This is a genomic window from Nocardia sp. NPDC127579, from assembly GCF_042672005.1.
Classification (GTDB): Bacteria; Actinomycetota; Actinomycetes; order Mycobacteriales; family Mycobacteriaceae; genus Nocardia.
The window spans coordinates 769,798-793,233 of sequence record NZ_JBHXVZ010000002.1; the positions used below are offsets into that span (position 1 = coordinate 769,798).

Genomic DNA, 23,436 nt, shown 5'->3' on the forward strand with positions numbered 1-23,436 from the left:
TCGTCGGCGTATCGAAAATCGCATACGCCCGGACGACACCGTGCCGTCTTGGCTGTATGCGTGAACTCCGGCAATTCTGCACCCACCGAGGGTTGGCGGCTGCCGACCCGGATCGCCTTCCGTTTCGGTGTCGTCTACTTCGGCCTGTTCTGCCTGCTGCTCACGTTCATCCCGCTCACGCTGCTGGGGCTGCTGGGCCGCTGGGTGCACCGGCTGGGCGGGACATGGGCCGTCGCGCCGGCCGACCCGATCACCGGGTGGGTGGGCCGGAGGTTCTTCGGCGTCGACGCCGTGCTGCACCAGGACTCCGGAGCCGGTGACCAGACGGCCAATTGGATGCTGGCGTTCTGCGTTCTGGTGGTGGCGGCGGTGGCCGCGATCGTGTGGACCGCCTTCGATCGTCGTCCCGCGCACCCGCGTCTGTGGGCTTGGTTCACCCTGTTCCTGCGCCTGTGCCTGGCCGGGCAGATGGTGGGGTTCGGCATCGCCAAGCTGATCCCGACGCAGATGCCCGGCCCGACACTGGCGCAACTGTTGCAGCCGTACGGAGAGCTGAGTCCCGCCTCGGTGCTGTGGCTCCAGGTGGGTAGCTCGCAGCCGTACGAAATGGCGCTCGGTGCGGTGGAGGTCGTGGCCGGGCTGCTGTTGTTCGTGCCGCGTACCGCGGTGCTGGGTGCCCTGGCGAGTTTGCTCGGCATGGCCCAGGTCCTGCTGTTGAACCTGACGTTCGACATTCCGGAGAAGCTGCTCGCCGGCCACCTGTTGCTGATCAGCCTGATTCTGCTCGGACCGTACTGCGCGCGATTGTTCGATCTGTTCCTCAGGCAGCGTCCGAGCCCGCCGCTGACGACGCCCGCGCTGTTCGCCGATGCCCGCAGGAACCGCATCGCGGTAGGGGTGCAAATCGCCGTCGCCCTGTGGGTCGTGCTCGGTGGCTACGACCGCTGGCAGGTCTGGCAGGAGCAGTACGGTCCCGACAGCCCGAAATCCGAGCTGTACGGGATCTGGGAGGTGCGCGAGTTCACGCTCGACGGGCAACGGTCGCTACCGCTGACCACCGATGAGAATCGCTGGCAGCGACTAGTTTTCGATGATCCCGGGGCAGCGACCTATCAGCGGATGAACGGGGAGCTGGTGGCGGCGCGCGCCGAATTCCGACCCGGTGGGCAGGTGATACTCCGCGACGAATCCGGGCAACCGTTCGCGACACTGTCCACCGAACGCGCGGTGCCGGACCGGTTGTCGCTGCGCGGGACATTGTGTGGCCACCTGCTCGCGGTCGATCTGGAGCGGGTCGACCCGGGCAGTTTCACCCTGAAGAGTCGCGGATTCCACTGGGTGCAGGATTACCCGTACTTCCGATAGCTGCGCCGCAGGGAGGTGCGAATTCCTTCAGGTGCTGGGCCCGCTGTGGGTGGCAGCGTCAGCGCTCCGACGCCTGAGTTGATTTGTCTCGGTCGGGCGTACCTCGTCGTGGCCAGCACAGTGCCGTGGCGATCAGAAGCATCTCGATACTGATGATGACGATGGCTACCACTTGCAAACCGGTCATGTCTCAGACCATTGCCTTCCATAATGAGCCGCTGTAGAAGCGAGCCTAGGTCTGTCCCACGTCGACGGGGAGTGTCGGGTACGACAATTTTGGTACCATTTCCGACATGGATGTTTCCGTATTCGTCATGGACGAAGTTGCGGATTTCGGTCTGGCGGCGCTGCTCGAGACCTTCGGTATGGCCAACGCCCTGCGGGAGGAATTGACGCCTGTACCGGAGCCGTGGCACATCCGAACCGTCGCGCTCGGTGCGAGCATCCGCTCCAGCCACGGGTACCTCGTACCGACCACGCCGCTGTCGGATCTTCCGCATGTTCCGCGCATGATGATCGTCCCCGCCGTGAACGTACTCGGCGCCGACGACCTGGTCGGTCTCGTCTCCGCCCCAGCGAATCAACCACTCCTGGAACAGATTCGGGAGGTGCACGAATCCGGCGCGTATCTCGCCGCGGCGTGTACGGGTACCTTCTTCCTGGCCGAAGCCGGGGTGTTGGACGCCTCGCCCGCGACGACCAGCTGGTGGCTCGGGCCGACCTTCCGACGCCGATATCCTCGGGTTGTCCTGGACGAGGGCCGAACCCTGTGCCGAGGGCCGCGGGTCACGACCGCGGGCGCCTCGTTGTCGCATATGGATCTCGCGCTGTCGCTCGTTCATTCGGTCAGCCCGGCACTGGTGGAATTGGTGGTGCGGTATCTGGCGGTCGGCAACCGGGCAACCCAGAGCGCCTTCGCGCTACCCGAGGTGATCGCCCGCGGAAATTCACTGACCGCCGGCTTCGAGCGTTGGGTGCGTGGCCACCTGTCCGAGCAATTTCGAATCTCGCAGGCTGCTGCCGAACTCGGTGTCACCGAACGCAGTCTGCAACGCGCGACCCATGCCGAGCTCGGCATGTCGCCACGGGATTTCGTCAACGACATCCGACTGGATCAGGCGACACATCTGTTGCGCACCACGAACATGACGGTCGATACAGTGGCCGCGCGGGTCGGCTACCTCAATGCGGGCACGTTGCGGGCTCTCGTCCGGCGGCGGCGGGGGATCTCCATCACCGAGCTGCGCGATTCGCGCTTCAACTGGTAGGCCGGTCAAAGAACTGTAATTCGCAGAGCTGTTGTCGGTCGATCGGAAGTCGGACTCGATAAGCTCCAGTCGCCAGCGGCAATGTCCGCCTGGCAGGAATCTCACAGTGTCGTTTTCGGATTGTGACAGGAGCTCGAATTATCGTGGCCATCGACCATGGGCCAGGGCGGAAAGGATAATTCATTGACTGCGCAATCGACCAGTGGCGAACATGCAGCCGACGAGCATGATCTGGGCCTGCTCCATGATTTGACGGTGATGCGTTCGCGCCGCAACGCGCTCCTGCTCTTCGGAGCGGCGGGCGTCGCCGCGGTGGCGGCGGGATGCTCCTCGGACTCGGAGCCGGCATCCGCCGGTCCGGCGAGCACGAGCACCGCCGCGGCGGACTGCCATGCCGCCGCGCCCCAGGAAACCGCCGGGCCCTACCCGGGCGACGGCTCGAACGGGCCGAATGTCCTGATCGAGTCCGGCGTGGTGCGCAAGGACATCACCACCAGCTTCGGCCAGTACTCCGGAACCGCGCACGGTGTGCCCGCGACGATCGAACTCACCTTCCAGGATCTGGCCGAGAACTGTGGACCCGGTTCCGGTATGGCGGTCTATGTCTGGCACTGCGACCGCGACGGTGAGTACTCCTTGTACGGCAAGGAGATCACCGAGCAGAACTATCTGCGTGGCGTTCAGGTCGCCGACGACGCGGGAAGGATGGTCTTCACTTCTGTATTCCCGGCCTGCTATTCCGGGCGGTGGCCCCATATCCATTTCGAGGTATTCGATTCGCTCGAAGCGGCCGTCGCGGGTTCCGATGCCCGCCTCACCTCTCAGATCGCGTTGCCGAAAGCGGCATGTGACGAGGTCTACGCTCACGACTCCGGCTATGCGCAGAGCATCTCCAATCTGTCCGGGATATCCCTCGAAACCGACAATGTTTTCGGCGACGGGTGGGATGCCGAAATGGCCACCGTGACCGGAACACCCGCGACCGGTATGACGATTGCCATCACAGTCGGCGTCGCGGAGAAATCGCAGAACCAGCAGAGCGACCCGGTTCCGGGTGACGCGCCGGGGCAACAACCGCCCGGCCCTCGCTGACGTCGCGCCATCGCGGGCAACGGTTGCGTCGGATTTCCGCCGGTAGTGCACCTGCCGCTGGGTACAGGACTACCCGTATTCCCGATGACGGGCCGCCGTGATGTGAAAGGCTGAGGCCGGTGCGGGGGCACTGATCGAAAGACCGTGACGAACGAAGGAGAGCCGTGCGGACCAGCGAATACCTAGTCGCCCTTACAGTCTTCGGACTGGCCGGAGCCGCGCTGGCGGCGCCCGCCGACGCCGCGCCGATAGCCACCCAGCGCGTCGACGGCGTGCAGTGCCTCGGATTGAGCCCGAACATCGTCGATCTGCCCTACGACGGCGGGTTCCTCGTTCAAACCGATACGAACGCCCCCGGTCGGATCGCCTATCTCAATGTCGGCGGCATCGGGTCGCCGATCCGCAGCGTCTTCGGTTACGTGACCGAGGCGACGGTCAGCTGGCAGAACCTGGATACCGGGGCCGCCGGTGCCGTCACGCGGTCGTATCGGCAGGGAATCGCCACCGAGAACGGTATGCAATTCAGCGGGCTCGACACCGGCGCCGGGCGCGTCCGCGTCACCGTGAGCGGTGTCAACCGCGGACCGCTGCTGAGCCTGCCCGCGCCCGCCTGCACGGGCGAGGTCACGATCTGAGGTCGCGCTCGACCGCTGTGCCGTGCGTCCCCGGGTTCGGACGGTCGTGACGGATTCCCGCCGGTAGTGCGCTGGTCGCGTCCATACGGTCGGTCGGGTGCGAATTCCCTTCCCTGCCGGACTCTCCGGACCTGTTGTTCTGTTCATGTCGCTCGCCGCGGGTCTCGGTACCTCGGCGGTGTATCCGTTGCAGCCCGCGATCGCGGAGGTGGCGGAGTCGCTGGGCGCGCCGATCAGCGTTGTAGGGATCGCGCTCGCGTGTGGTTCCGTCGGCTATATGGCGGGCCTGGCGCTGCTGGTGCCGCTGGTCGATCGCTTCGCGCCGCACCGTGTGCTCGCCGCGCAGTTCGCGGTGCTGGCCGGTGCGCTGGCGGCGGGGGCGGCGGTCACCACGGTGGTCTCGCTGGCGCTGGTGGTCGGTGTGATCGGCGCGTGCTCGTCGGTCGGGGCGGGGGTGAGTTCGGTGGCGGGGCGGCTGGCGCTGCCCGGACGCCGGGCGGTGGTGCTGGGGATGGTGACCGCCGGTATCTCGGCCGGAATTCTCGCGGGGCGGATCGTGGGTGGCTGGCTGGTCGACGAACTGGGCTGGCGGGTAACACAATTGGTGTTCGCTGCCGCGTGCGGCCTGGTCGCCGTGTGCTGTCTGGTAGTGATGCCCATGGAGCGCGGGACGGCGGAGCGCGGCTATCTCGCCACCGTGCGGTCGCTGCCCGGCTTACTGGTCCGATACGCGGCGTTGCGGCGCGCCGCGCTGCGTGGCGCCCTGTGGTTCTTCGCTTTCTGCGCCGTGTGGGCCGGTATCGCGGTGGCGTTGTCCGCGCCGCCGTTCTCGTACTCGGCGGAGCGGATCGGGCTGTACGCGCTGGCGGGTCTGTCGGGCATGCTCGCTACCCGGGTCGCGGGGCAATGGACCGACCGCGTCGGCGCGCGGCGGGTGATCCTGCTCGGGCTCGTGCTCGCCGGGGTGGCGACGGCCGTCGTCGGGTTCGGCCTCACCGATACCGCCGTCACGCTGATCTGCCTCGCGGTGTTCGACGCCGGATTGTTCGCGGCCCAGGTGGCCAATCAGAGCACCGTCCTGGCCATCGATTCGGCGGCACCGGCGCGATTCAACAGCGTGTACATGCTGGTCTACTTCGTGGGCGGCAGCCTGGGGACCGCGTTCGGCGCAGCCGCCGTGGAGTGGTTCGGCTGGCTTTTCACCACCATGGTCGCCGTGACCGCCATCGCGCTGGCCGCGGCGCTCACCGGCACCGAAATGACTGGACGTCGCTCGTACGCTGAGTCCGTATCGGAGGCAATCGAACGGAAGGGTCGGTAGTGGCACAAGGGCGGGAAGCGGTGCATTCCCTGGCGGATCAGGTCGCGGCTGTGGTGACGGCGGCGTTGCCCGCCGAGGCTGCGGGAGCCGACCCGGTGGTGCGACGATCCGAGCACGCCGACTTCCAATCGAATGTGGCGCTGCCGCTGGCCAAACGGCTGGGCCGAACCCCTCGGGTTATCGCCGAGGAAATCTCCGGACGGTTGCGGGACGAGGTGATCGCCGCCGGTGAGCTGTCGGGTCCCGGCTTCGTCAATATCACCCTGACCGATTCCGCGATCTGGGCGCAGGTGGCCGCGCGGCTGAGTGCGGACCGGCTCGGCGTCGGCGCGCCGCTGGCCGGGCAGCGGGTGGTGCTGGACTACTCCTCGCCGAATATCGCCAAGCAGATGCATGTGGGGCACCTGCGTACGACGATCATCGGGGACGCGCTCGCGCGGGTGCTGGCGTTCCTCGGTGCGCAGGTGATTCGGCAGAATCACTTGGGGGACTGGGGAACCCAGTTCGGAATGTTGATCCAGTTCATCGACGAACATCCCGAACTCGAGTGGCGGCACGATGATCTCGCCGACCCCGCCGAGGCCACGATCGATGCGCTGGACGCGCTGTATCGGCGCGCCCGGGCCGAATTCGACACCGATGCGGAATTCGCCGACCGGGCCCGCGCCCGGGTGGTGGCCCTGCAAGCGGAAGATCCGGCGACACTGCGGGTCTGGGCGGATCTGGTCGCCGAATCACAGCGTGCGTTCCAGGCGCTCTACGACCGGCTGGGTGTGCTGCTGACCCCCGAGGACTCCGCGGGGGAGTCGACCTACAACGCCTACCTGGACGAGGTGACCGCGGAGTTGGCGCACGCGGGAATCGCGGTGCCCAGCGAGGGCGCGCTCTGCGTGTTCTTCGACGAATTCGCCGGACCCGACGGCACGCCTGTGCCATTGATCGTGCGCAAGAGCGACGGCGGCTACGGTTACGCCGCAACCGATCTGGCGACGATCCGGCATCGGATCCGGAAACTCGAGGCGACGCGGATCCTGTACGTCGTCGACGCCCGCCAGGCTCGGCATTTCGAGATGGTGTTCGCCACCGCCCGCCGCGCGGGCTGGCTCGGCGACGACGTCCACGCGGTGCACGTGCCTTTCGGAACCGTCTTGGGCCCGGACGGCAAACCGTTCAAAACCCGCTCCGGCTCGACCATTCCGCTGAGTGAACTACTCGACTCCGCCGTGCGACGCGCCGGCGAGATCCTGGTGGAGAAGGCTCCCGGCCTGGATCGCAACACCCTGGACCAGGTCGCGGCGGCCGTCGGGATCGGCTCGGTCAAGTACGCGGACCTGTCCGGCTCCCGGATCAAGGACTACGTCTTCGATGTCGACCGCATGGTCAGCTTCGCCGGCGATACCGGCGCGTATCTGCAATATGCCCACGCCCGAATCCGTTCCATCCTGCGCAATGTCGCCGACGAGCCGGTGCCGGGCGTGGATTCGACAGTGCCGCTCGAGCCGGCGGAGCGGGCGCTGGGTTTGCAGCTCGACGAATTCGGCAGGGCCGTAGCGGATGTCGCCCAGACGCTGGAACCACATCGCCTGGCCGGATATCTGTACGCGTTGGCGCAGGCATTCACCGCCTTCTACGAGGCCTGCCCGGTGCTCGGGGCCGAAGATCCGGCCGTACGCGGTAACCGCATCGCGCTGTGCCGGCTGACCGGCGACACGGTGGCACAGGGGCTGGAACTGCTGGGAATCGCCGCGCCGGAGCGTATTTGATGTCGGAGGCGCTCAGAAGACCAGGTAGCGCAGGGCGAGGAAGCGGGCGCCGCCGACGGCGGCCATGACCGCGAGCATGGCGGCGGCCTGCGGTAGGGCGGCCAGATCGGGGGCGCAGGACTCCAGGACGGCCAGGGTGGTGGTGCTGACGGCCAGGCCGACCAGGGCCAGGCCGCTGCCTTGACACTGGGCCGCGAACCAGCCGACCTGGCCCGCGGCACGGAAGGTGAGTCTGCGGTGCAGTTCGTTCGCGATCAGGGTGCTCACGATCGAGCCGACGACATTGGCGGTCAGCGTGCCGATGCCGGAGCAGAGCACGAACAGGAGCAGGTAGGCGATATTGCTGGCGGCGCCGACCAGGGCGAAGCGCAGCAACTGGACGAGGACGTGATCGCCGCGCAGGAACCGCCGGAGCCGGACGCTCAGGGCGAACAGGTCCGGGGCCGGCTTCGAATCGAAGACAGGTCGGAAAGGGGCGTAGGCGATGCTGTTCACGAGTAGAACCGTCGCCTGACGCGCTGACGTGGGCCTGACGTCGGCCTGACACCCGTCTGGCGCGGCCTGTCGGCACCGGTGTCAGATGCGGGCCCGCACCCCGACCGCTGGTGGCGGCGGGCCGCGCTCAGCGAGCGAGCGCGAGTTCCACCAGCGCCGCCCGGTCGGCCGACGCGCCCGCCCGCATGGCCGCGGCACAGGCCACGTCGCCGAGGCGGTCGCGGACTTCCTGTTCGATGCGCTGCGTATCGGGTTGGGCGTGGTCGGGCACTCCGCGCGTCGTGTCGCCCGCCGCGAGTAGGCGCGCGGCGAGATCGTCGCGGCCGGAACGCAGCGCCAGATCCGCGAGTCCGACGAGGATCTGGGCCACGAGCATCGCGTGCCCCGCGGCCGACGCCGCCCGGTAGGCCGTGGCCCGGTGTTCGCGGGCGGCGTCGAGATCGGTGGCGAGATAGCCGAGGATGTCGTGCACCATGGCGATGATCACCGGCTGCTCGGCATCGGCGCCGAGCAGCTTGCGGGCGAGGTCGATCTGTTCGTGCGCCAGGGGCGCGTCACCGGTCCAGCGCGCCAATTCGGCTCGTGCCAAAGCGACTTGGGCCAGAGCGGTCGGCCAGCCGGTGCGGTCCGCGCAGCGCTGCGCGTCGGCCAGGGCCCGCGCGCTGGCGTCGGCGTCGTCGAGCAGCCAGTACAGCTGGGCCTGGCGTGAACGCATGCGGACAGCGTCCTCGAGCGTGCCGACCTCGGTCACGGCGGCCACGGCCTCATCGAAAAGTGCTATGGCAGAGGTCAATTCACCATGCACAGCGGTACGGTTGGCCAATTCGGTGAGGGCGAAGGAGATGCCCCAGCGCTCACCGATGGCCCGGAACTCCGCGACCGCCCGGGTGAGGTGCTCGTCGGTTTCGGGACCCGGATGGCCGAGCACCGTGCGCAACTTGCCGAGTTGGAGCCGCGCCAGTGCGCGCACCCACGGATCCTCGTCGGGCAGTAGTGATTCGAAGGCGGGCAGGTACTCGTCCGTGCCCTCGAGCATGCGGGCCAGGACTCTGCTGAACCGGAGCGCGGGATGGGCGCCCAGCACCTCGCGGGCGGCCTGATCCGCCTTGCGGATCCAGTCCTGTACCTCGTGTTCGCCGCTGTGACCGGAGGTCAGGAAATGCACGACCAGCCCGTAGACGGTGCCCTTGGTCTCGTCATCCACCTCGCCGGCCAATTCGGCTGCGGCGAGCACGAATTCGGTGCCCTCCACCTTGTATCCGGCCAGCCACCAGTACCAGCCCGCGGCCGCCGCGAGCCGCATGGCCGCGGGCGCGTCGGCCGCGGCGAGCGCGCCGCGCATGGCGGCCGCGATATTGTCGTGCTCGGCTTCCAGGACCGCCAGCCAGTCCAACTGCTCGGCGCGACGCAGGTGCGGTTCGGCGGTGGCGGCCAATGCGATGAAGTAGCCGAGGTGCGCGGCGCGCGCGGCATCCCCCTCCTCCGCTTCGATCAGGCGGGTGGTCGCGTACTGCTTGATCGTCTCGAGCATTCGGTAGCGGGGGACGTCGTCCGCGGTGACCAGCAGCAGCGATTTCTCGGCCAGCGCGGTCAGCAGCTCGAGCACCTCCCACTGCTCGACCACGTCGCCGTCGGCGCAGACCCGCTCGGCCGCTTCGAGATTCGCGCCGCCGGCGAAGACGGCGAGCCGGCGCAGCACCAGGCGTTCGGCGTCGGTGAGCAGCTCCCAACTCCAGTCGACCACCGCGCGCAAGGTGCGGTGCTGGGCGATCGCGGTGCGGCTACCGCCGGTCAGCAGACGGAAGCGGTCGTCGAGACGATGGGCCAGCTGATCGAGGGTCATGGTGCGCAGCCGGGCCGCCGCCAGTTCGATGGCCAGGGGGATGCCGTCGAGCGCGCGGCAGACCCGGGCCATGGTGGCGAGGGTGTCCGCGTCCCCGGTCAGGTCCGCGCGCACGGCGCTCGCACGATCACGCAGCAGTGCGACGGCGGGGGACGCCTCGACGGCGGCGCTGTCCCTGTCGTCGGCGGGCAGGGCCAGCGGCGCGACCTGCCAGAGGGCTTCGCCGGTGATGCCGAGCGGTTCCCGGCTGGTCGCCAGGATGCGCAGCCGCGTGCATTCGCCGAGCAGCCGATGGGTGAAGGCGGCGGCCGCCTCGATCAGATGCTCGCAATTGTCCAGGATCAGCAGGGTTTCGCGATCGCGGAGCGCGGCGACCAGCCGATCCATCGGTTCGGCATTGGGGGACTCGCCGAGCAGCGCATCGCGGAAACCCAAGGCGGCGAAGGCGGTTTGGGCCAGGTCGCCGCCGACGGCGGTGGCGGCCAACTCGACCAGCCACACGCCGTCGGGTAGATCGGCGAGCATGCTGCGCGCGGTCTCCACCGCCAGGCGGGTCTTGCCCGAACCGCCGGGTCCGGTGAGGGTGGTGAGCCGGTGTGCCGCGACGAGTTCGCGGACCACCGCGATATCGGTGTGCTTGCCGACGAAGCTGGTCAGCTCGGCGCGCAGATTCGTGCTGCGCTCCTGTGGACGTCCACCCACCTCGCCACGCAGCAGGGCGACGTGCAGTTCGGACAGTTCCGGTGACGGATCGACGCCCAGTTCGTCGGCCAGGGCCTCACGGGCCCGCTGATATACCGCCAGCGCTTCGTTGCCGCGGCCCGCCGCGCCCAGCGCGCGCATGAGCGCGGCGGCCAGTCGCTCCCGCACCGGGTGTTCGGCGACCAGTTCGGTCAGTTCGGCGACCACGTCGGGGCCGCGGCCGAGGCGGACCTCGGCTTCGAAGCGGTCCTCCATGGCTGCTACCCGCAGGGTCTCGAACCGGGTGACCGCCGCGTCGAAGGCGGCGCTGTCCCCGGTCAACGGGCCGCGCCACAGCTCGAGGGCGTCGCGCAGCAGCTCGGCCTGGTGAGCGTCGGCGGCGCCGCGGGCCTGATCGAGGAGCTGTTCGAACCGCACCGCGTCGACATCGTGTGGTCGCACGGTCAGCCGGTAGCCGGTCGGCTGCACCTCGACCGCCCCCGCCGGTAAGGCCCGGCGTAGTCGGGAAACCAAGGCCTGCAAGGCATTCGCGGCATCCGCGGGCGGCTGTTCGTCCCAGATCCAGTCGATCAACTTCGCTTTCGGAACCGCCCGCCCGGGTTCGAGTGCCAGGGCGATCAGCAGTGATCGCAGCCGGGCTCCCGGGATCTCGATCGATCCGCCGTCGGCCGACCGGATCTCCAGCGGTCCGAGTAACGCAATCTGCACCGCCCGATTATGCCTCCGGCATCGGATCGGTGCGCCGGACGGCGACCGCGCACCCGCGTCAGCGCGGACGTCAGCGCGATGTCAGGTCCCTGTCAGCGGCGCTCGGGAAAGTACTCCCATCAGCAACGCAGCACCGGCCGACAAGGAGAATCCCATGTACACCTTCCAGACCCCCGCCCCGATCGCCATCACCGTCGACGTGCTCTCCGCCGCGGTCACCGTGGTCGCCACCGACCGGGCCGACACCGTCGTCCGGGTCGAGCCCGCCGATCCCGCCAAGAAGGCCGACGTACGCACCGCCGAGCAGACCCGGGTCGAATTCTCCGACGGCACACTGTCGGTGATTACTCCGAAGACCTGGCGTACCAGTGCCCCCTTCGGCGGCAATCCGACCATCGAGGTCATCATCGAGGCGCCCACCGGCTCCCGGTTCGCCGGTTCGGCGGGTGTGGGCCGGCTGCTCGGCGCGGGCGCGCTCGGCGACTGCGAGCTCGAAATCTCCCTCGGCGATATCGTCGTCGAGCGCCCGCAGGGTTCGGTGACCGCCAAGACCTCCCAGGGCGATATCCGGATCGGCGAGGCCGTCGCCGGGGAAATTCGCGTGGAGACCTCGCTCGGCGCGCTCGAGGTCGGCGTCCGGCCCGGCAGCGCCGTCCGCCTGGAGACCACCACCGTGCTCGGCACCGTGCGCAACCTGCTCGACCAGATCGCCCCGGCCACCGAACAGGGCGGCGTCGTGCACATCTACGCCAAGGCAACCAAGGGCGACATCACCGTCGGGCACCCCGCCACCGTCTGATCGGCACCGATGCGCGCGGATCGGGCCGGTACCGCAGAGGCGGTACCGGCCCTTGTGTTCGTGTCAATCTCCCAAGATGCTGCTACCGGTTGAGCTGCCGGTTGCCAGCAGTGTCAGGAGGATCAGGAGCTTCGACGACGACCCAGTGGACGAACCGGTGCTCGACCCGCTACCGCAGTCGGCGCACGCGCTGGCATCACCGGCTCCGATGCCGACGACGCCCAGGGCGATGGCGATAGTGGCGGCACTGACAATTCCGAACTTCTTCATGGAGCTTCCTACTCGTGGCAAAGGTGATCGGTGCTGCTCGGCCGTTCGGGTGGATCAGGGTGCGAGGATGCCGCTACCGGCGGAACTTCCGGTGATCAGGATGGGCAGCAGGTCGAAGAACCCGCCGGCCGACGATCCGGTGACCGACGAACCGGGCGTCGGTCCGCCGCCGCAGTCGGCGCATGCGGAGGCGCTGCCGGCGCCGATGCCGACGGCAGCCGCAGCGATGGCCATGGTGGCGGCACTGACAATTCCGAACTTCTTCATGGAGCAACCTACTCGTGGCAAAGGTGTGGATCGGCGCTGTCGCGCCCGTTGACCGCGCAAGTATCGCCCACCGGGCTGATCCCGGACTTCCCACAGTTGGCGGGATCGGGGCTGGTCAGCGCGCGAGAGCCGAGGAGCGCGAGCTCGGGGTAGCGCTGCTCCGTCACCTCGATGGCGGGCAGATCGGGGACGAGGCGAGCCGCCAGTTCATAGCTCATCGAGCCTGGTCCACTCGAACAAGTCATGCCATGCGGACCTGCCTGTCGACCAGCCGATCAGGGCGGCGCTCACCTCGTTCGACGATGCCGCGGTCGTGTGGAAGTGGGTGTCGGCATTGCCCTCCCGGTACTCCAGGTCGAACTCGCCACCGCGGTGGCGGTAGGTCTGGATGAAGGTCTGAGCGGTATCCAGCCGCTCGAGGATCAGGAAGTTGTTGTACGGGGCGGTGAGTGCGCCGAGCATCTCGATCACGGTATCGGGTGACGGGTCGTCCACGCAGGCGCCGTTCTGACTCCGGGCTCGCAGGGTCGCACCGGCGGCGGGCGCTGATCCGGGTGGGCCGAGCCGAAATCCGCACAGCGTGAGCCGCGCGGCCAATCTTTCCTCGGGTCCGGCCGAGCCTTCCAGCACGAATCCGAAGAAGGCGCGCAGCGCCTCCTCGCCCAATTCGAGTGGATGGAAGTTCAGTGGATAGTCGGCGTCGACTCCGAAAGCGCCTTCCCAGTAAGGGATTTCGAACGGCAGCCGGATACCGGACTCCTCCCGGATTCCGGTATCGGGCGATAGGCTCAGCGACCGGCGCAGTGTGCTGTTCTCCCATACTCCGACCGCGAGCGAGTCGGTCACGCTGTACATCGAGTGCGTATAGACCCGCCGTCCCGGCCGCGCGTCGAGCAGATGTGGTGCCAAGGTGGACGGGAGGTCGATATAGACCCCGCACACGACCCGCACCTCCGGATAGCACCCGATGTAGATCAGATCGTCATCGGGTATGCCGATCTCGTGCAGTGGGGCATCATCGACCACCTCGATAGCCCGGCCGGGAAAGAGCTGTTCGACCGCGGCGCGGGCGGCGTCACGATCCGGCGCCGGGCCGGAACGCAGCACCGGAATCGGATCGGTATCGGCATGCACCAGTATCGAGGTCCTTGCTCCCATCGCGTCCCTTCGCCGAGTTCGGTTGCGCTCCGGTCAGCATGTCGGAGGTTTGTCCGAGATGCTGTGTGGCCGGCTCAAAGGTCTGCAAAATCCTGCTCAGGCAGCCGCCACCTGAGCTACAGCAGGTGCCGGCGTGCGAAGGTCGCGTATTCGGCTTCCAGGGCGTCTTTCGCGGTCGGCGTCAGGGGGTGGTAGGTCGGGGCGCCGCGGCCGGGCCAGTGGAAGACGGGGTCTTCGGTGCGCCAGGTCTGGGTTTGCAGATCGCGTTTGAGGATCTTGTTGGAGCCGGTGACGGGCAGCGATGTCGATAGGCGCAGCAGGCGGGGGGAGCCTTTGGCGCCGAGATCGGGTTGGGTGGTGAGGAATTCGGCGAAGGCGGCGATGTCGAAGGTGGCGGGATCGGGCACCTCGAGGGCGGCCATGACCTGGTCGCCGGAGCGGGGATCGGGGACGGCGTAGACGGCGGCGGCCAGCACGGCGGGGTGGCGGCGCAGAATCGACTCGATGTGCAGGGCGGAGGTGTTCTCCCCGTCCACGCGGATCCAGTCGCCGCGGCGGCCCGCGAAGTAGAGGAAGCCGGACTCGTCGATATAGCCGAGATCGCCGGTCCAATACCAGCCGTTGCGCAGTCGTTCGGCGTCGGCGGCGTCATTGCGGTAGTAGCCCTCGAAGACGAGAGCGCCTGCGCGGTCGATCATTTCGCCGACCGCCTGGTCCGGGTTGAGTACCCGGCCGTACTCGTCGAGGCGGGCGCGGGCGCAGTCGGCCAGGGTGTGCGGGTCGACCACCGCGACACCGGGGTGGGCCGGGCGGCCCAGGGCCGCGGGCGGCGCCTCGGGGTCGAGCGCCGCCAGGGCCGGACCCTCGCTCGAGCCGTAGCCCTCGAGCAGTTCCGCGCCGAAGCGGCGGCGGAACTCGGCCTGATCGGCGACCGAGGCCTCGGTGCCGAAGCCGCGCACCAGGGTGTTGTCGGCGTCGTCGGGTGCCTCGGGAGTCGCGAGCAGATATCCCAGGGCCTTGCCGACATAGGTGAAGAACGTCGCGCCGAAGTAGCGAATATCCGAAAGGAATTGCGATGCCGAGAATTTCGGTGTCAGGCAGACGGTCGCGCCGTTGGCCAGGGCGGGCGCCCACAGCGCCATGATGGCATTGCCGTGGAACAGCGGCATACAGCAGTAGTCGACGTCGCCGGGAACGTGGCCGAACTTGTCGCTGGCGGCGTAGGCGATCACGGCCAGCCGACGCTGACTGCATTTGGCGGCCTTCGAGGTGCCGGTGGTGCCCGAGGTGAACAACAGCAGCAGTAGCGCTTCCGGGCCCGCGGCGGCTGTCGGCTCCACTCGGTGCGCGTCGAGCAGCGCGGTGTAGGACGGATCATCCACCAGCAGTAACCGATCCGCGTCGAGATCGAGATCGAGATCCAGCGTGCGCAGGCGGTGCATTCCGGCAGCGTCGGTGACGAGGAGCTGACAGTCGACGAATCGGATGTCGGCCGCGAGCTGAGCGTCGCCGCGGGTCGGGTTCAGCCCCGCGACGGTCGCACCGGCCAGGGCCGCGGCCCCCAGCCAGAAGAGGAAATCGGGCACGTTGTCCAGCAGGACGCCGATGTGGAAGGGGCCCGCGCGCCGCAACTTCCGAGCCAGCTCGGCGCGCGCGGCCGATTCCCGCACCACCTCGTCCCAGGTCCAGTCCGCGTCCCGGGTGCGCAGGCCGGGCCGCTGATCGCCGAGCCGGTCCAGCAGCATGGTCGCGATGTCCGTGCGCCGCTCGCTTGCCAGTGTCATAGCCGAATTCGCCTTCCCGATACCGATTCTCGCGCTCAGCGGGTGCCGGAGTGCACGAGTTCGACGTATTCGGCGGGCAATTCGTCGAAGGCCAGCTTGCGCACCTCGACCGGTCCGGAATGATAGGAGTCCTCACCGCGGATGAGCCCGTCGGCGGTCACCGGCCACAGCAGCAGTTGCCGGAAGACGACCAGATAGTCGGCTTCGGGATCGTCCACAGGCAAGCCGATTCGATCCGCGTACGCGCCGGGATAGATCTGCTTGAGATAGCCCTCGGTGACCACGCAGTCGTCGTCCACGACCAGACGATCGATCTCGAATTCGAGCACATTGCTGCGGCTGGCCACGAAATCCGCGTAGTAGCCGCGCACGCCGTCGTATCCCTTCGGTCCGATGTCCTGCCCGGCATTCCAGAAGTGGTAGGCCGGTTCGGACACGAGTGTGCGCATGAGACCGTCCAGGTCCGGCACGGCCTCGGCCTTCATATGTTCGAGCACGATGCCGAGCACGCGGCGCTGTCGTGCGTCGGTGGTGGCGGTCAGGCGCTGTTCGACCAGGGCCCAGGTGCGAGTGGGATCGATGACGGCCATGCGGTGAATCTCCTTCGGTACCAGCGGGTGTGATCGATCCTCGCCGAAGCTGTGGCCTGGATCACCCGCCGGGCGTCGCGGAAACGGGGCCGTCCGTCCGACGCGCGTCGGACAGGGCGGTGGCGGAGAGCGCGATGCGCCGCACCGTCAGCACCAGGGTCGCCGTGAACCGGTCGATCGCCGCGCCCATATCCCAGCCCATCGCCGCCTCGACGTGCGCGATCCGGGCCGCGACCGTGCTGTGGTGCAGGTGCAGTTCGGCCGCGGTCCGGCGCAACGAGCCGTAGACGCAGAAGGCTTCGAGGGTGTCGACGGCGAGCGCACCGGTCTCGGTCGCGGCGAGGTCGTTGATCCGCATCACGTCGGCGGTGCCGAGCAGGCGTTGCACCGGCAGATCGGCGAGCAGGTCGAGCGAGCCGAGGCGCTCGAAAGCGATCACACGCCGACCCTGCCAGGTCGAGGAGGCGAAACGCAGGGCCCGCACCGCCTGCTCCCAGGAGGTGGCGGCGGCGAGCGCGGGCAGGCGTTCGCCGATGCCGGTCCACGGTCCCGCGATGTCGTTGTTCGCGACCGGAAATGCCTGCACCACAGCAGAATTCAGTGCATCGGAGAGATCTGCGCCGGCACCGGAGTCCTGGATCAGCACGGCGGTGACCGGTCCGAGGGCCGCCGATCGCGCGAAACGCACACGCTGCGTGAGGATCCGCACCGCCTCGCCCGCGCCCGGTCCGGTGACGGCCAGCATTCGAATCTCCCGTGCCGGGTCGACGCCCAGGAGCCGCAGGGCCCGCCCGCGATCCGCGCGTCCCGCCTGCTCCGACAGCACCACTTCGAGCAGGGCCGGATCGCCCAGGCCCAGGTCCGCCGCGCGGCGCGCCTCGGCCATGCGCACACAGTGCCGCAGGCGGTCCACCAGGACACCGTCCAGCGGATGCGGGTTCGCGGGGCGTTCCAGCCACACGTCGGCGGCCGTATCGCAGTCACCGTCGATCGGCCGTCCGGCCCCGTCGTAGCGAATCACGCCGGACGGCCACCGCACACCCACCGGACATTCGGCCAGCAGCGCCGCCGCCCGCACCACCGCGTCGGCATTCGCGCCGGACTCGACGAATCCGTCGAAATACGCCACCACCCGCGATACCGCCTCGGCGTCGAACGCCAACGCCGAGAGCCGGACATCCGGCCCGCTCGCAGAACGCTCGCTACCGGGCTGCATGCATCGAGACATCCGGACAGATTGACCGAATCGCCGATCGCCGGGTGCGATTCGCCGGAATCGATCGACTGAGTGGGATGTCAGCTACCGCCACCGCACCCGCCGCCACCGCCGCCGCAGCCGGAACCGCTGTCACCGCCGCTGGAACCGCTGTCACCGCCGAACCCGACGGATCCACCACCCGCGCTCCAGGACTCCGAACCTCGGCGGCGGCGCGCGCGGACGTTGTCGACGTCGGGAGCGTGCACGAAGTAGGCGATGATCGCCATGGCGGCCGCGAGCCCCAGGCAGCTGAAGCCGAAGCCGATATTTCCGGCCACGAAGCCGAGAACAGCCCCGATCACTCCGATCGCACCGATGATCGCGAGAAATACCATGGTTCCTCCCCCGAGAATGTGGCGTGACCACGCGAGCAGTGCGGTCAGGCTACGGCACACCGCGACCCGGGCGCACTACCTTTTGCGCTGCCCGATGCGGGTCAGACGGTTGCGGTGGCGAGCGGGGGAGTGCCGCTGCTGGAGGCGACAATTCCGCGGACGACGTTCTGAGGATCGCCGCGACCTGTCTCGAGGACCTACGCGACCACAGTGGGTTCTCACCATTAAGAATTTCTCGAGCAGATTGCATTTCGCCCGGTGTTATGTTCCGGCCCATGGGTTTCAGATGCCTGGACAGCGCGGAGTTCGCCGTTCAGCTACCGCTGCTGGTCGCCGACGCGGTATGGGAAGTGAAACAGGACGGAAATACCCGAACCGTCGACGAGCTGACGGAGGCATTGGTGGCCTGGCGCGGTGATTCCGCCGTATCGCGGGCAGCCGCGCTGCTGTTCCCGGTCGCCACATTCGACGGGTTCGAGATGCAGCCGTTGCGACGGGAACTGGTACGTGCGGCGCAGGCGACCTGGCAAGCGGACCCGGATAGCCGACAGCGCGTACGGATACTGGGGTACTGGGCCAACCGCGAGTGCGAGGAGGAGGCCGAGAATGTCGTTGTCGAACTGCGCGCCGCCTCTGTCGCTGTGTGCGCGGAGGCCGCCACCGACTCGGACGAGGATCTCGTGTGGCACGTGCGTGCGCTCGAAGACCTGGTCGCGGCGCTGGATCGGGTAGAGGTGCCGACTGCCGGGCAGATCGCCCATGGAGTTCTGACGTCAGGTCGAATGGTCGCTGTTCTGGTTGAACTGACCGCCCGGGACCGGCCGGCCTATCGGGGGCGACTCGCGGCCGCGCATGCAACGGCGGCGAGGTTTCTGGCAGACGCCGACGAGGCGGAGTCTGCGCTGGCCGAATCGGAACGCGGGGTGCACCTGAGCCAGGAAAACCTCCAGCACAGCCCGGTCGTCGATTCCGTGCTCGCACTCGACAAGGTGTGGGCCACTCATCATCGATTGCTCGAACGATTCGGCGACAGTACGCGAGCCGAGGCATCGTTCGGCAACCACCGCGCCGTCCTGCACGCGGGTATGGCCGAGATCGCCGAATCCGGTACGGCGCAGGATCTTCGACGGGTGCTGGTTGTCGTGCGCCGTCGGCAATGCTGGGACGACGCGGTGACGGTATCCGGGCGAATCGTCGAACTGGCCACCGAGGCCGCTGTCGCCGACGATGCTCCAGCGTGGCAGCTTCTGGCAACGGCGCTGCGTGAGCATGGTGAATTCCGTTACCGCGCCGGTCGGTGTGCGGCCGCCCGGTCGACCTGGCGGCGATTCATCGAAGTCAGGCGGCGGCTGGGCGAGCTGGACGCGGTCGAATACAGCGTCGTGGCGGCATTCCAACAACTGGTTCAGTTGGCGGCTCGACTCGACAACCCGCAGCTGGCAGTCGAATTCGAGCGGTTCGCGATCGCCGAGCGAGTCCAGGAACCGGATGCCGAGCTGGCTGTTCTGGTCGACGAACTGCGAGACCACGCGTGGCGGCTGCATGCGGTCGGCTTCGATCGCGAGGCCGCAGAGGCCGCCGAACGCGGACTCGCATACGCACGAATACTGGCCGAGCAGGACCCTGCCGAACACCGGGCGACGCTCTGCAGGCTGCTCAATAGCGCTGCCGCGCTTGCGCGGGACGCTCACCGGCTGTCTGCTGCCGACCTGCGATCGGCAGAGGCAGTGGCTTTGACCGGGCAGTTGGCGCAGGCCGATCCCGGGCAGCGGTGTGCCGCAGCGGATGCCCTGTACAACCGGGCACTGGCAGTGGGGGGACTGCGGAATCGCACGGCGGCGAAGGAATTGCTGTCGCGATCCGTCGAGATGTACCGCACGATCGCCGCCGACGGAATCGACGTGCAGGCCGAACTCGCGAACGTGCTCTGTTCCGCGGGCGCGAACCACATCGACCTATCCGAGTACGAAGCGGCGTTCACGTGTATTCAGCAGGCGCGGACCACCTTCGCGCACCTCGCCGACATCGATCCTGGCAGATACCTGGGCAAGCATGCCCATGCGCTGACCTTCGAGGCGGTAGCGCACCACAGGGTCGGCGCGTATTCGCTCGCACATGATGCCGGTGCGGCGGCACTCGAGCTCTGCGCCCGGCTCGAGCCAGGTCATCAGCGTGACGGACGACGGTCGCACGCGCTGCGTACGCTGTCGGATATCGCGGCGGACAGCGGCAATGATCGGGCGGCACTCGAGTACGCGACCTCCCTGGTCGAGTTGGTCGCGCGGATGGTCGACGAGGGCAGAACAGCGCAGGCCGAGCTGATCGCCGCCCTCTCGACGCTGACCCGGCGTCAGTCGCAGCTGGGTGCGGCGCGAGCAGCGCTCGAAACCAGCACGCGCGCGGTAGCTTTGCTGCACGAGCTGCCGGAAACCGAGCGCGAACTGTATCGGTGCGCAGACATCCTGGACCGGCACGCCTGCGCGCTCACGGGAATAGGTGACCACGATGCCGCGCTGGACACCTCTGCGCTAGCGCTGACCTACGCGGAACAGGTATTGGCCGATGATCGCGGCGCGCACCTCGTCACGGTCGCGACGATCCTGAACAACCATGGATTGCGGCTCGCCAATGCCCGACGTCCGGCGGAAGCGGTGGTCTGCACAGCACGGGCGATCGACCTCAACGAAGAGCTGGCTCTGCTCGACGAGCAGCACCGCCCCGAAGTCGGGATCAGCTTGCTCAACTGGGCGAACCAGCTGATCGATCTCGAACGGCCCGAGGAAGCGCTCGAGGCCGCGCTACGCGCTGTCGCCGTGTTCGACGAACCCGACCCGTGCGGAACCCCGGCGGCGTTCGCCTACGCGCTGAGCAATCAAGCAGCGGCGTTGAGTGGACTCGACCGCCACCGGGAGGCGGTCGAGGTGGAGGAACGAGCGCTGCGAATCGTCGAACATGCGGCCGAGCACGAACGCCTCGCCTACCTGCCGCAGCTCGCGGGCATCACACGGTCGCTGGCTGCCTGGCTGTTCGCGGACGAGCAGTGGCCCACTGCCGGACAACGTTCGATCGATGCGATGCGGCTGTGGTGGGAGGCTGCCGGACACGATCGCCGTCATCTGCCGGACCTCGCCGATACCGTCGGCCGGCACGGCGACTATTGTCGCGCTCGTCGTGAGTCCGCCGCCGCCGTGACCGATATGAGCGAAATCATCGACTGGGCAAGGTGCTCGGATTCGGCTACCGATGTGCGCGAGCGCCTGGCTGTCGTTGATCTGCTCGACGAATATGCCTGCACACTAGCCGATTCCGGGCAGCGTCAGGCCGCCCTCGTTGCCGCGCAGGACATCCTGGCGCTGGTGGAAGCGGCTGTCGAAGACAGCGAGGACGACCTGCGCGCGCGGCTCGCGGACGCGCTGGATTGGCTCGCCGACGCACTCGCCGATTGCGGGCGATTCCACCAGGCGTTGCCCCATGCCGCTCGTGCTCTCGGAGTGTGGCGTCAGCTCGCGGACGAGGACCGAGCCCACCGCGGCCGGCTGGCGTGGTCGCTGTGGCACCATGCTGCCTGGCAGGCCGAAGTTCGATCGGATGCTACTGCGTCACTGCGTGATTCGGAGGAAGCCCTGCGGCTCTATGCCGACTTGGCCGAGGCGGACCCGGCGGAGGAGGAGTACCTGGCCGGTGCTCTGGTCGACCATGCTCGACATCTTGCACGGCTGGAGCGCCACACCGAGGCCCTCGAAATCTCGAACCGAGCCGTGGAGTCGTTCGAGTCCCTCGCCACATCGGACCCGGACAGGTACGGTGCCGATCTGGCGGCATGCCTGCGCCACCACGCGAACCACCTGGCCGCGACCGGCAGTATCGACGACGCCATCGATATCGCCCGAGCGGCTTCGGAGTTCATCGAGTCGGCGGTCGCGGCCGTCCCGCTGCGCTACCTTCCCGAACAGGCCGAGATCCTGGAGACCACCGCGCGGTTGCTGATCGGCCGCGACCGATCCGCCGCTGCCATGTCGAACGAGCGCGCTCAGCAGATCTTCGCCCGGCTCGTATCGGCAGAACCCGAACTGTTCGCTCCGCGACTGCACGATGATCATGTGGTGACTCGCTGAATGGTTGCGCGGTATCAGCGATTCGGACCAGCCCCTACGTGGGCGCGCAGACCCTGCGGGCCGAACAGGATGAGTAGTTCGACCGCGCCGCCGTCGGCGCTGCCCAGCCAGTGCGGCTGCGAGGTGTCGAATTCGGCGGCCTCGCCGGGCGGCAGCGTCAGGTCCCGGTCGCCGAGCACCAGCCGCAGGCGGCCGTTCAGGACGTAGAGCCACTCGAATCCGTCGTGTGTGCGCGGTGCCGGGACGAGCGGGTCCGGCCGGGCGGGAATGAGCATCTTGAACGCCTGGATTCCGCCTGGGCGCCGAGACAGCGGAATGAAGGTCATGCCGAATCGGTGGATCGGCTTCAGATGGATGCGCGGGTCCCCGGTGCGCGGTGCGCCTACGAGATCGTCGAGTGGGACGTCGTAGGCGCGGGCCAGGGGGAGCAGCAGTTCCAGGGTGGCGCGCCGCTGTCCGCTCTCCAGCCGGGACAGGGTGCTCTCGGAGATTCCGGTCGTGGCGGCGAGGGCGGCGAGCGTGAGCGCGCGGTCGCGACGCAAGGCACGCAGGCGCCCTCCGACCGTATCGAGTACCGCTTCGGTCAGCTGATCCACGCTGACCAGCTTGCCAGAACGGCAAGAACTCGTGCCAAACGCGCGAGTGGCTGTCGAGACTGGCCTGATGATCACCGCAACCACGCCTCGCGTTCTTCGATCCTGGGCGGCCCTCGTGCTCGGCCTGCTACTCGCGGCGGGGACCGCGGGCTGCGCGGAGTCGCCCGCGATCGCCCCGTATGCCGTTGCCACCCAAGGAGATCCGAGATTCGACAACACTTTCCGGCACGAGTTCGCCGATATCGACGGCGTGCGCATGCACTATGTGAAGGGCGGCAGCGGTAGCCCCGTGGTCTTGCTGCACGGGTGGCCGCAAACCTGGTACGGCTGGTGGCCGATCATGCCCGCGCTCGCCGAGAACCACACCGTCTACGCCGTCGACCTGCCAGGATTGGGTGACAGCAGCGGGTCGCCGACCGGATACGACAAGGCGACCCTGGCCCGGTACGTGCACACACTGATCGCCGATCGGCTCGGGGTGCGCGACGCCCGCGTCGTCGGACACGATTTCGGTGCGGCCGTCGCCTTCCAGTACGCGAGCCAATTCCCCGGCGACACCGCACGTCTGGGCTACCTGGACCTGCCGCTGCCCGGGCCCGCGGTCAACGCGTCCATGTACCGCGCGCTGAGCTGGCACATCGCGTTCCACTCCCAGCGGCGGATTCCCGAGACGGTGGTGGGTGCGGATGTCCGCGACTATCTGGCGCTGTTCTATCCCCAGGTGGCGTTCGGCGGCTCGGCGTTCGGCGGCAGTGCCGAACGGTCCCCGTTCTCCGATGCCGAGATCGACGAATTCGCGCGGACCTATCGGCGGCCCGAGGTGCTCTCGGGCGGCTTCGAGCTCTACCGCGCGCTCGATCAGGATGTCCGTGACACCGAGGCGGCGGCGCCGGTCGCCGTGGCGACCCTGCTCATGACCGCGCAGGGACAGCTCGACGGGGTCCGGGCAACGGTGGCTCCGCGGATGACCGGCATCGTGCGGGCCGTGGACGTGCCACGCGCCGGGCACTGGCTGGTGGAGGAGAACCCGGAGTTCGTGCTCGCGGAACTACGGCGGTTCCTCGACGGGTGA

General features: G+C 68.2%; 20 protein-coding genes. 9 read left to right on the plus strand and 11 right to left on the minus strand.

Features of this window, described 5'->3' with window-relative positions:
- Positions 1-60: 60 nt before the first annotated feature.
- The 6 genes from ACFVMC_RS11175 to argS all read left to right on the plus strand — a co-directional run bounded on the left by ACFVMC_RS11175 (position 61) and on the right by argS (position 7,444).
- Positions 61-1,365 (plus strand): DoxX family protein, encoded by a 1,305-nt coding sequence (locus tag ACFVMC_RS11175; protein ID WP_379209053.1) that lies wholly within the window; start codon positions 61-63, stop codon positions 1,363-1,365.
- Positions 1,366-1,658: 293 nt separating this feature from the next.
- Positions 1,659-2,633 (plus strand): GlxA family transcriptional regulator, encoded by a 975-nt coding sequence (locus ACFVMC_RS11180; RefSeq protein ID WP_379209055.1) that lies wholly within the window; start codon positions 1,659-1,661, stop codon positions 2,631-2,633.
- A 183-nt stretch (positions 2,634-2,816) separates the two neighbouring features.
- Complete coding sequence (locus ACFVMC_RS11185) at positions 2,817-3,725, plus strand: dioxygenase (protein WP_379209057.1); 909 nt, start codon at positions 2,817-2,819, stop codon at positions 3,723-3,725.
- A gap of 164 nt (positions 3,726-3,889) precedes the next feature.
- Entirely contained in the window at positions 3,890-4,360 is a 471-nt protein-coding gene (locus tag ACFVMC_RS11190; RefSeq protein WP_379209059.1) for a hypothetical protein, read from the plus strand.
- A 97-nt stretch (positions 4,361-4,457) separates the two neighbouring features.
- Complete coding sequence (locus ACFVMC_RS11195; protein WP_379209061.1) at positions 4,458-5,681, plus strand: MFS transporter; 1,224 nt, start codon at positions 4,458-4,460, stop codon at positions 5,679-5,681.
- Positions 5,681-7,444 (plus strand): arginine--tRNA ligase, encoded by a 1,764-nt coding sequence (gene argS, locus ACFVMC_RS11200; RefSeq protein WP_379209063.1) that lies wholly within the window; start codon positions 5,681-5,683, stop codon positions 7,442-7,444. Before ACFVMC_RS11195 ends, argS begins: the two co-directional genes overlap by 1 nt.
- Before the next feature lie 12 nt (positions 7,445-7,456).
- Here argS and ACFVMC_RS11205 read toward each other — a convergent pair whose 3' ends face one another.
- Together ACFVMC_RS11205 and ACFVMC_RS11210 are read right to left on the minus strand one after the other, a co-directional pair.
- The gene (locus tag ACFVMC_RS11205) at positions 7,457-7,939 is read right to left on the minus strand and encodes a GtrA family protein (protein ID WP_379209064.1); all 483 of its coding nucleotides are present in this window, start codon (positions 7,937-7,939) and stop codon (positions 7,457-7,459) included.
- 127 nt (positions 7,940-8,066) lie between these two features.
- Complete coding sequence (locus tag ACFVMC_RS11210; RefSeq protein ID WP_379209066.1) at positions 8,067-11,192, minus strand: BTAD domain-containing putative transcriptional regulator; 3,126 nt, start codon at positions 11,190-11,192, stop codon at positions 8,067-8,069.
- A 154-nt stretch (positions 11,193-11,346) separates the two neighbouring features.
- Between ACFVMC_RS11210 and ACFVMC_RS11215 the strand changes: the two genes are divergently transcribed.
- A complete protein-coding gene (locus tag ACFVMC_RS11215; protein WP_379209068.1) occupies positions 11,347-11,991 on the plus strand; it encodes a hypothetical protein in 645 nt (214 codons plus the stop codon).
- Positions 11,992-12,054: 63 nt separating this feature from the next.
- Here the strand turns inward: ACFVMC_RS11215 and ACFVMC_RS11220 are convergent, their stop codons facing one another.
- The 8 genes from ACFVMC_RS11220 to ACFVMC_RS11255 all read right to left on the minus strand — a co-directional run bounded on the left by ACFVMC_RS11220 (position 12,055) and on the right by ACFVMC_RS11255 (position 17,653).
- Positions 12,055-12,261, minus strand: a complete 207-nt coding sequence (locus ACFVMC_RS11220; protein ID WP_379209070.1) for a hypothetical protein — start codon at positions 12,259-12,261, stop codon at positions 12,055-12,057.
- 54 nt (positions 12,262-12,315) lie between these two features.
- Positions 12,316-12,528 (minus strand): hypothetical protein, encoded by a 213-nt coding sequence (locus ACFVMC_RS11225; RefSeq protein WP_379209072.1) that lies wholly within the window; start codon positions 12,526-12,528, stop codon positions 12,316-12,318.
- An 8-nt stretch (positions 12,529-12,536) separates the two neighbouring features.
- Entirely contained in the window at positions 12,537-12,746 is a 210-nt protein-coding gene (locus ACFVMC_RS11230) for a hypothetical protein (protein ID WP_379209074.1), read from the minus strand.
- Positions 12,736-13,686, minus strand: coding sequence for a DUF6928 family protein (locus ACFVMC_RS11235; RefSeq protein ID WP_379209076.1), 951 nt, complete (start codon positions 13,684-13,686; stop codon positions 12,736-12,738). The genes ACFVMC_RS11230 and ACFVMC_RS11235 overlap by 11 nt, the downstream gene beginning before the upstream one ends.
- A 116-nt stretch (positions 13,687-13,802) precedes the next feature.
- On the minus strand, positions 13,803-15,470 hold the full coding sequence (locus ACFVMC_RS11240; RefSeq protein ID WP_379209078.1) for an AMP-binding protein: 1,668 nt from the start codon (positions 15,468-15,470) through the stop codon (positions 13,803-13,805).
- 35 nt (positions 15,471-15,505) lie between these two features.
- The gene (locus ACFVMC_RS11245) at positions 15,506-16,060 is read right to left on the minus strand and encodes a nuclear transport factor 2 family protein (RefSeq protein WP_379209080.1); all 555 of its coding nucleotides are present in this window, start codon (positions 16,058-16,060) and stop codon (positions 15,506-15,508) included.
- A gap of 61 nt (positions 16,061-16,121) precedes the next feature.
- Positions 16,122-17,276 carry a helix-turn-helix domain-containing protein gene (locus ACFVMC_RS11250; protein ID WP_379209529.1) on the minus strand — a complete coding sequence of 385 codons (1,155 nt, stop codon included), beginning with the start codon at positions 17,274-17,276 and terminating at the stop codon, positions 16,122-16,124.
- 80 nt (positions 17,277-17,356) lie between these two features.
- Positions 17,357-17,653: a hypothetical protein gene (locus ACFVMC_RS11255; protein ID WP_379209082.1), complete on the minus strand. Its 297-nt coding sequence runs from the start codon at positions 17,651-17,653 to the stop codon at positions 17,357-17,359.
- Between the two features lie 23 nt (positions 17,654-17,676).
- Between ACFVMC_RS11255 and ACFVMC_RS11260 the strand changes: the two genes are divergently transcribed.
- The gene (locus ACFVMC_RS11260) at positions 17,677-21,768 is read left to right on the plus strand and encodes a hypothetical protein (protein WP_379209084.1); all 4,092 of its coding nucleotides are present in this window, start codon (positions 17,677-17,679) and stop codon (positions 21,766-21,768) included.
- Between the two features lie 14 nt (positions 21,769-21,782).
- Here the strand turns inward: ACFVMC_RS11260 and ACFVMC_RS11265 are convergent, their stop codons facing one another.
- Positions 21,783-22,364, minus strand: coding sequence for a helix-turn-helix domain-containing protein (locus tag ACFVMC_RS11265; protein WP_379209086.1), 582 nt, complete (start codon positions 22,362-22,364; stop codon positions 21,783-21,785).
- A gap of 67 nt (positions 22,365-22,431) precedes the next feature.
- On the opposite strand from ACFVMC_RS11265, the gene ACFVMC_RS11270 reads away from it, so the two are divergent.
- Positions 22,432-23,436, plus strand: a complete 1,005-nt coding sequence (locus tag ACFVMC_RS11270) for an alpha/beta fold hydrolase (protein ID WP_379209088.1) — start codon at positions 22,432-22,434, stop codon at positions 23,434-23,436.

Bases quoted from the DNA above. Each gene is read 5' to 3' on its own strand.
- ACFVMC_RS11180 (WP_379209055.1), top strand. From the start codon at position 1,659: ATGGATGTTTCCGTATTCGTCATGGACGAAGTTGCGGATTTCGGTCTG.
- ACFVMC_RS11215 (WP_379209068.1), top strand. From the start codon at position 11,347: ATGTACACCTTCCAGACCCCCGCCCCGATCGCCATCACCGTCGACGTG.
- ACFVMC_RS11220 (WP_379209070.1), bottom strand. From the start codon at position 12,261: ATGAAGAAGTTCGGAATTGTCAGTGCCGCCACTATCGCCATCGCCCTG.
- ACFVMC_RS11225 (WP_379209072.1), bottom strand. From the start codon at position 12,528: ATGAAGAAGTTCGGAATTGTCAGTGCCGCCACCATGGCCATCGCTGCG.
- ACFVMC_RS11230 (WP_379209074.1), bottom strand. From the start codon at position 12,746: ATGAGCTATGAACTGGCGGCTCGCCTCGTCCCCGATCTGCCCGCCATC.
- ACFVMC_RS11235 (WP_379209076.1), bottom strand. From the start codon at position 13,686: ATGGGAGCAAGGACCTCGATACTGGTGCATGCCGATACCGATCCGATT.
- ACFVMC_RS11240 (WP_379209078.1), bottom strand. From the start codon at position 15,470: ATGACACTGGCAAGCGAGCGGCGCACGGACATCGCGACCATGCTGCTG.
- ACFVMC_RS11245 (WP_379209080.1), bottom strand. From the start codon at position 16,060: ATGGCCGTCATCGATCCCACTCGCACCTGGGCCCTGGTCGAACAGCGC.
- ACFVMC_RS11250 (WP_379209529.1), bottom strand. From the start codon at position 17,276: ATGCAGCCCGGTAGCGAGCGTTCTGCGAGCGGGCCGGATGTCCGGCTC.
- ACFVMC_RS11255 (WP_379209082.1), bottom strand. From the start codon at position 17,653: ATGGTATTTCTCGCGATCATCGGTGCGATCGGAGTGATCGGGGCTGTT.
- ACFVMC_RS11270 (WP_379209088.1), top strand. From the start codon at position 22,432: ATGATCACCGCAACCACGCCTCGCGTTCTTCGATCCTGGGCGGCCCTC.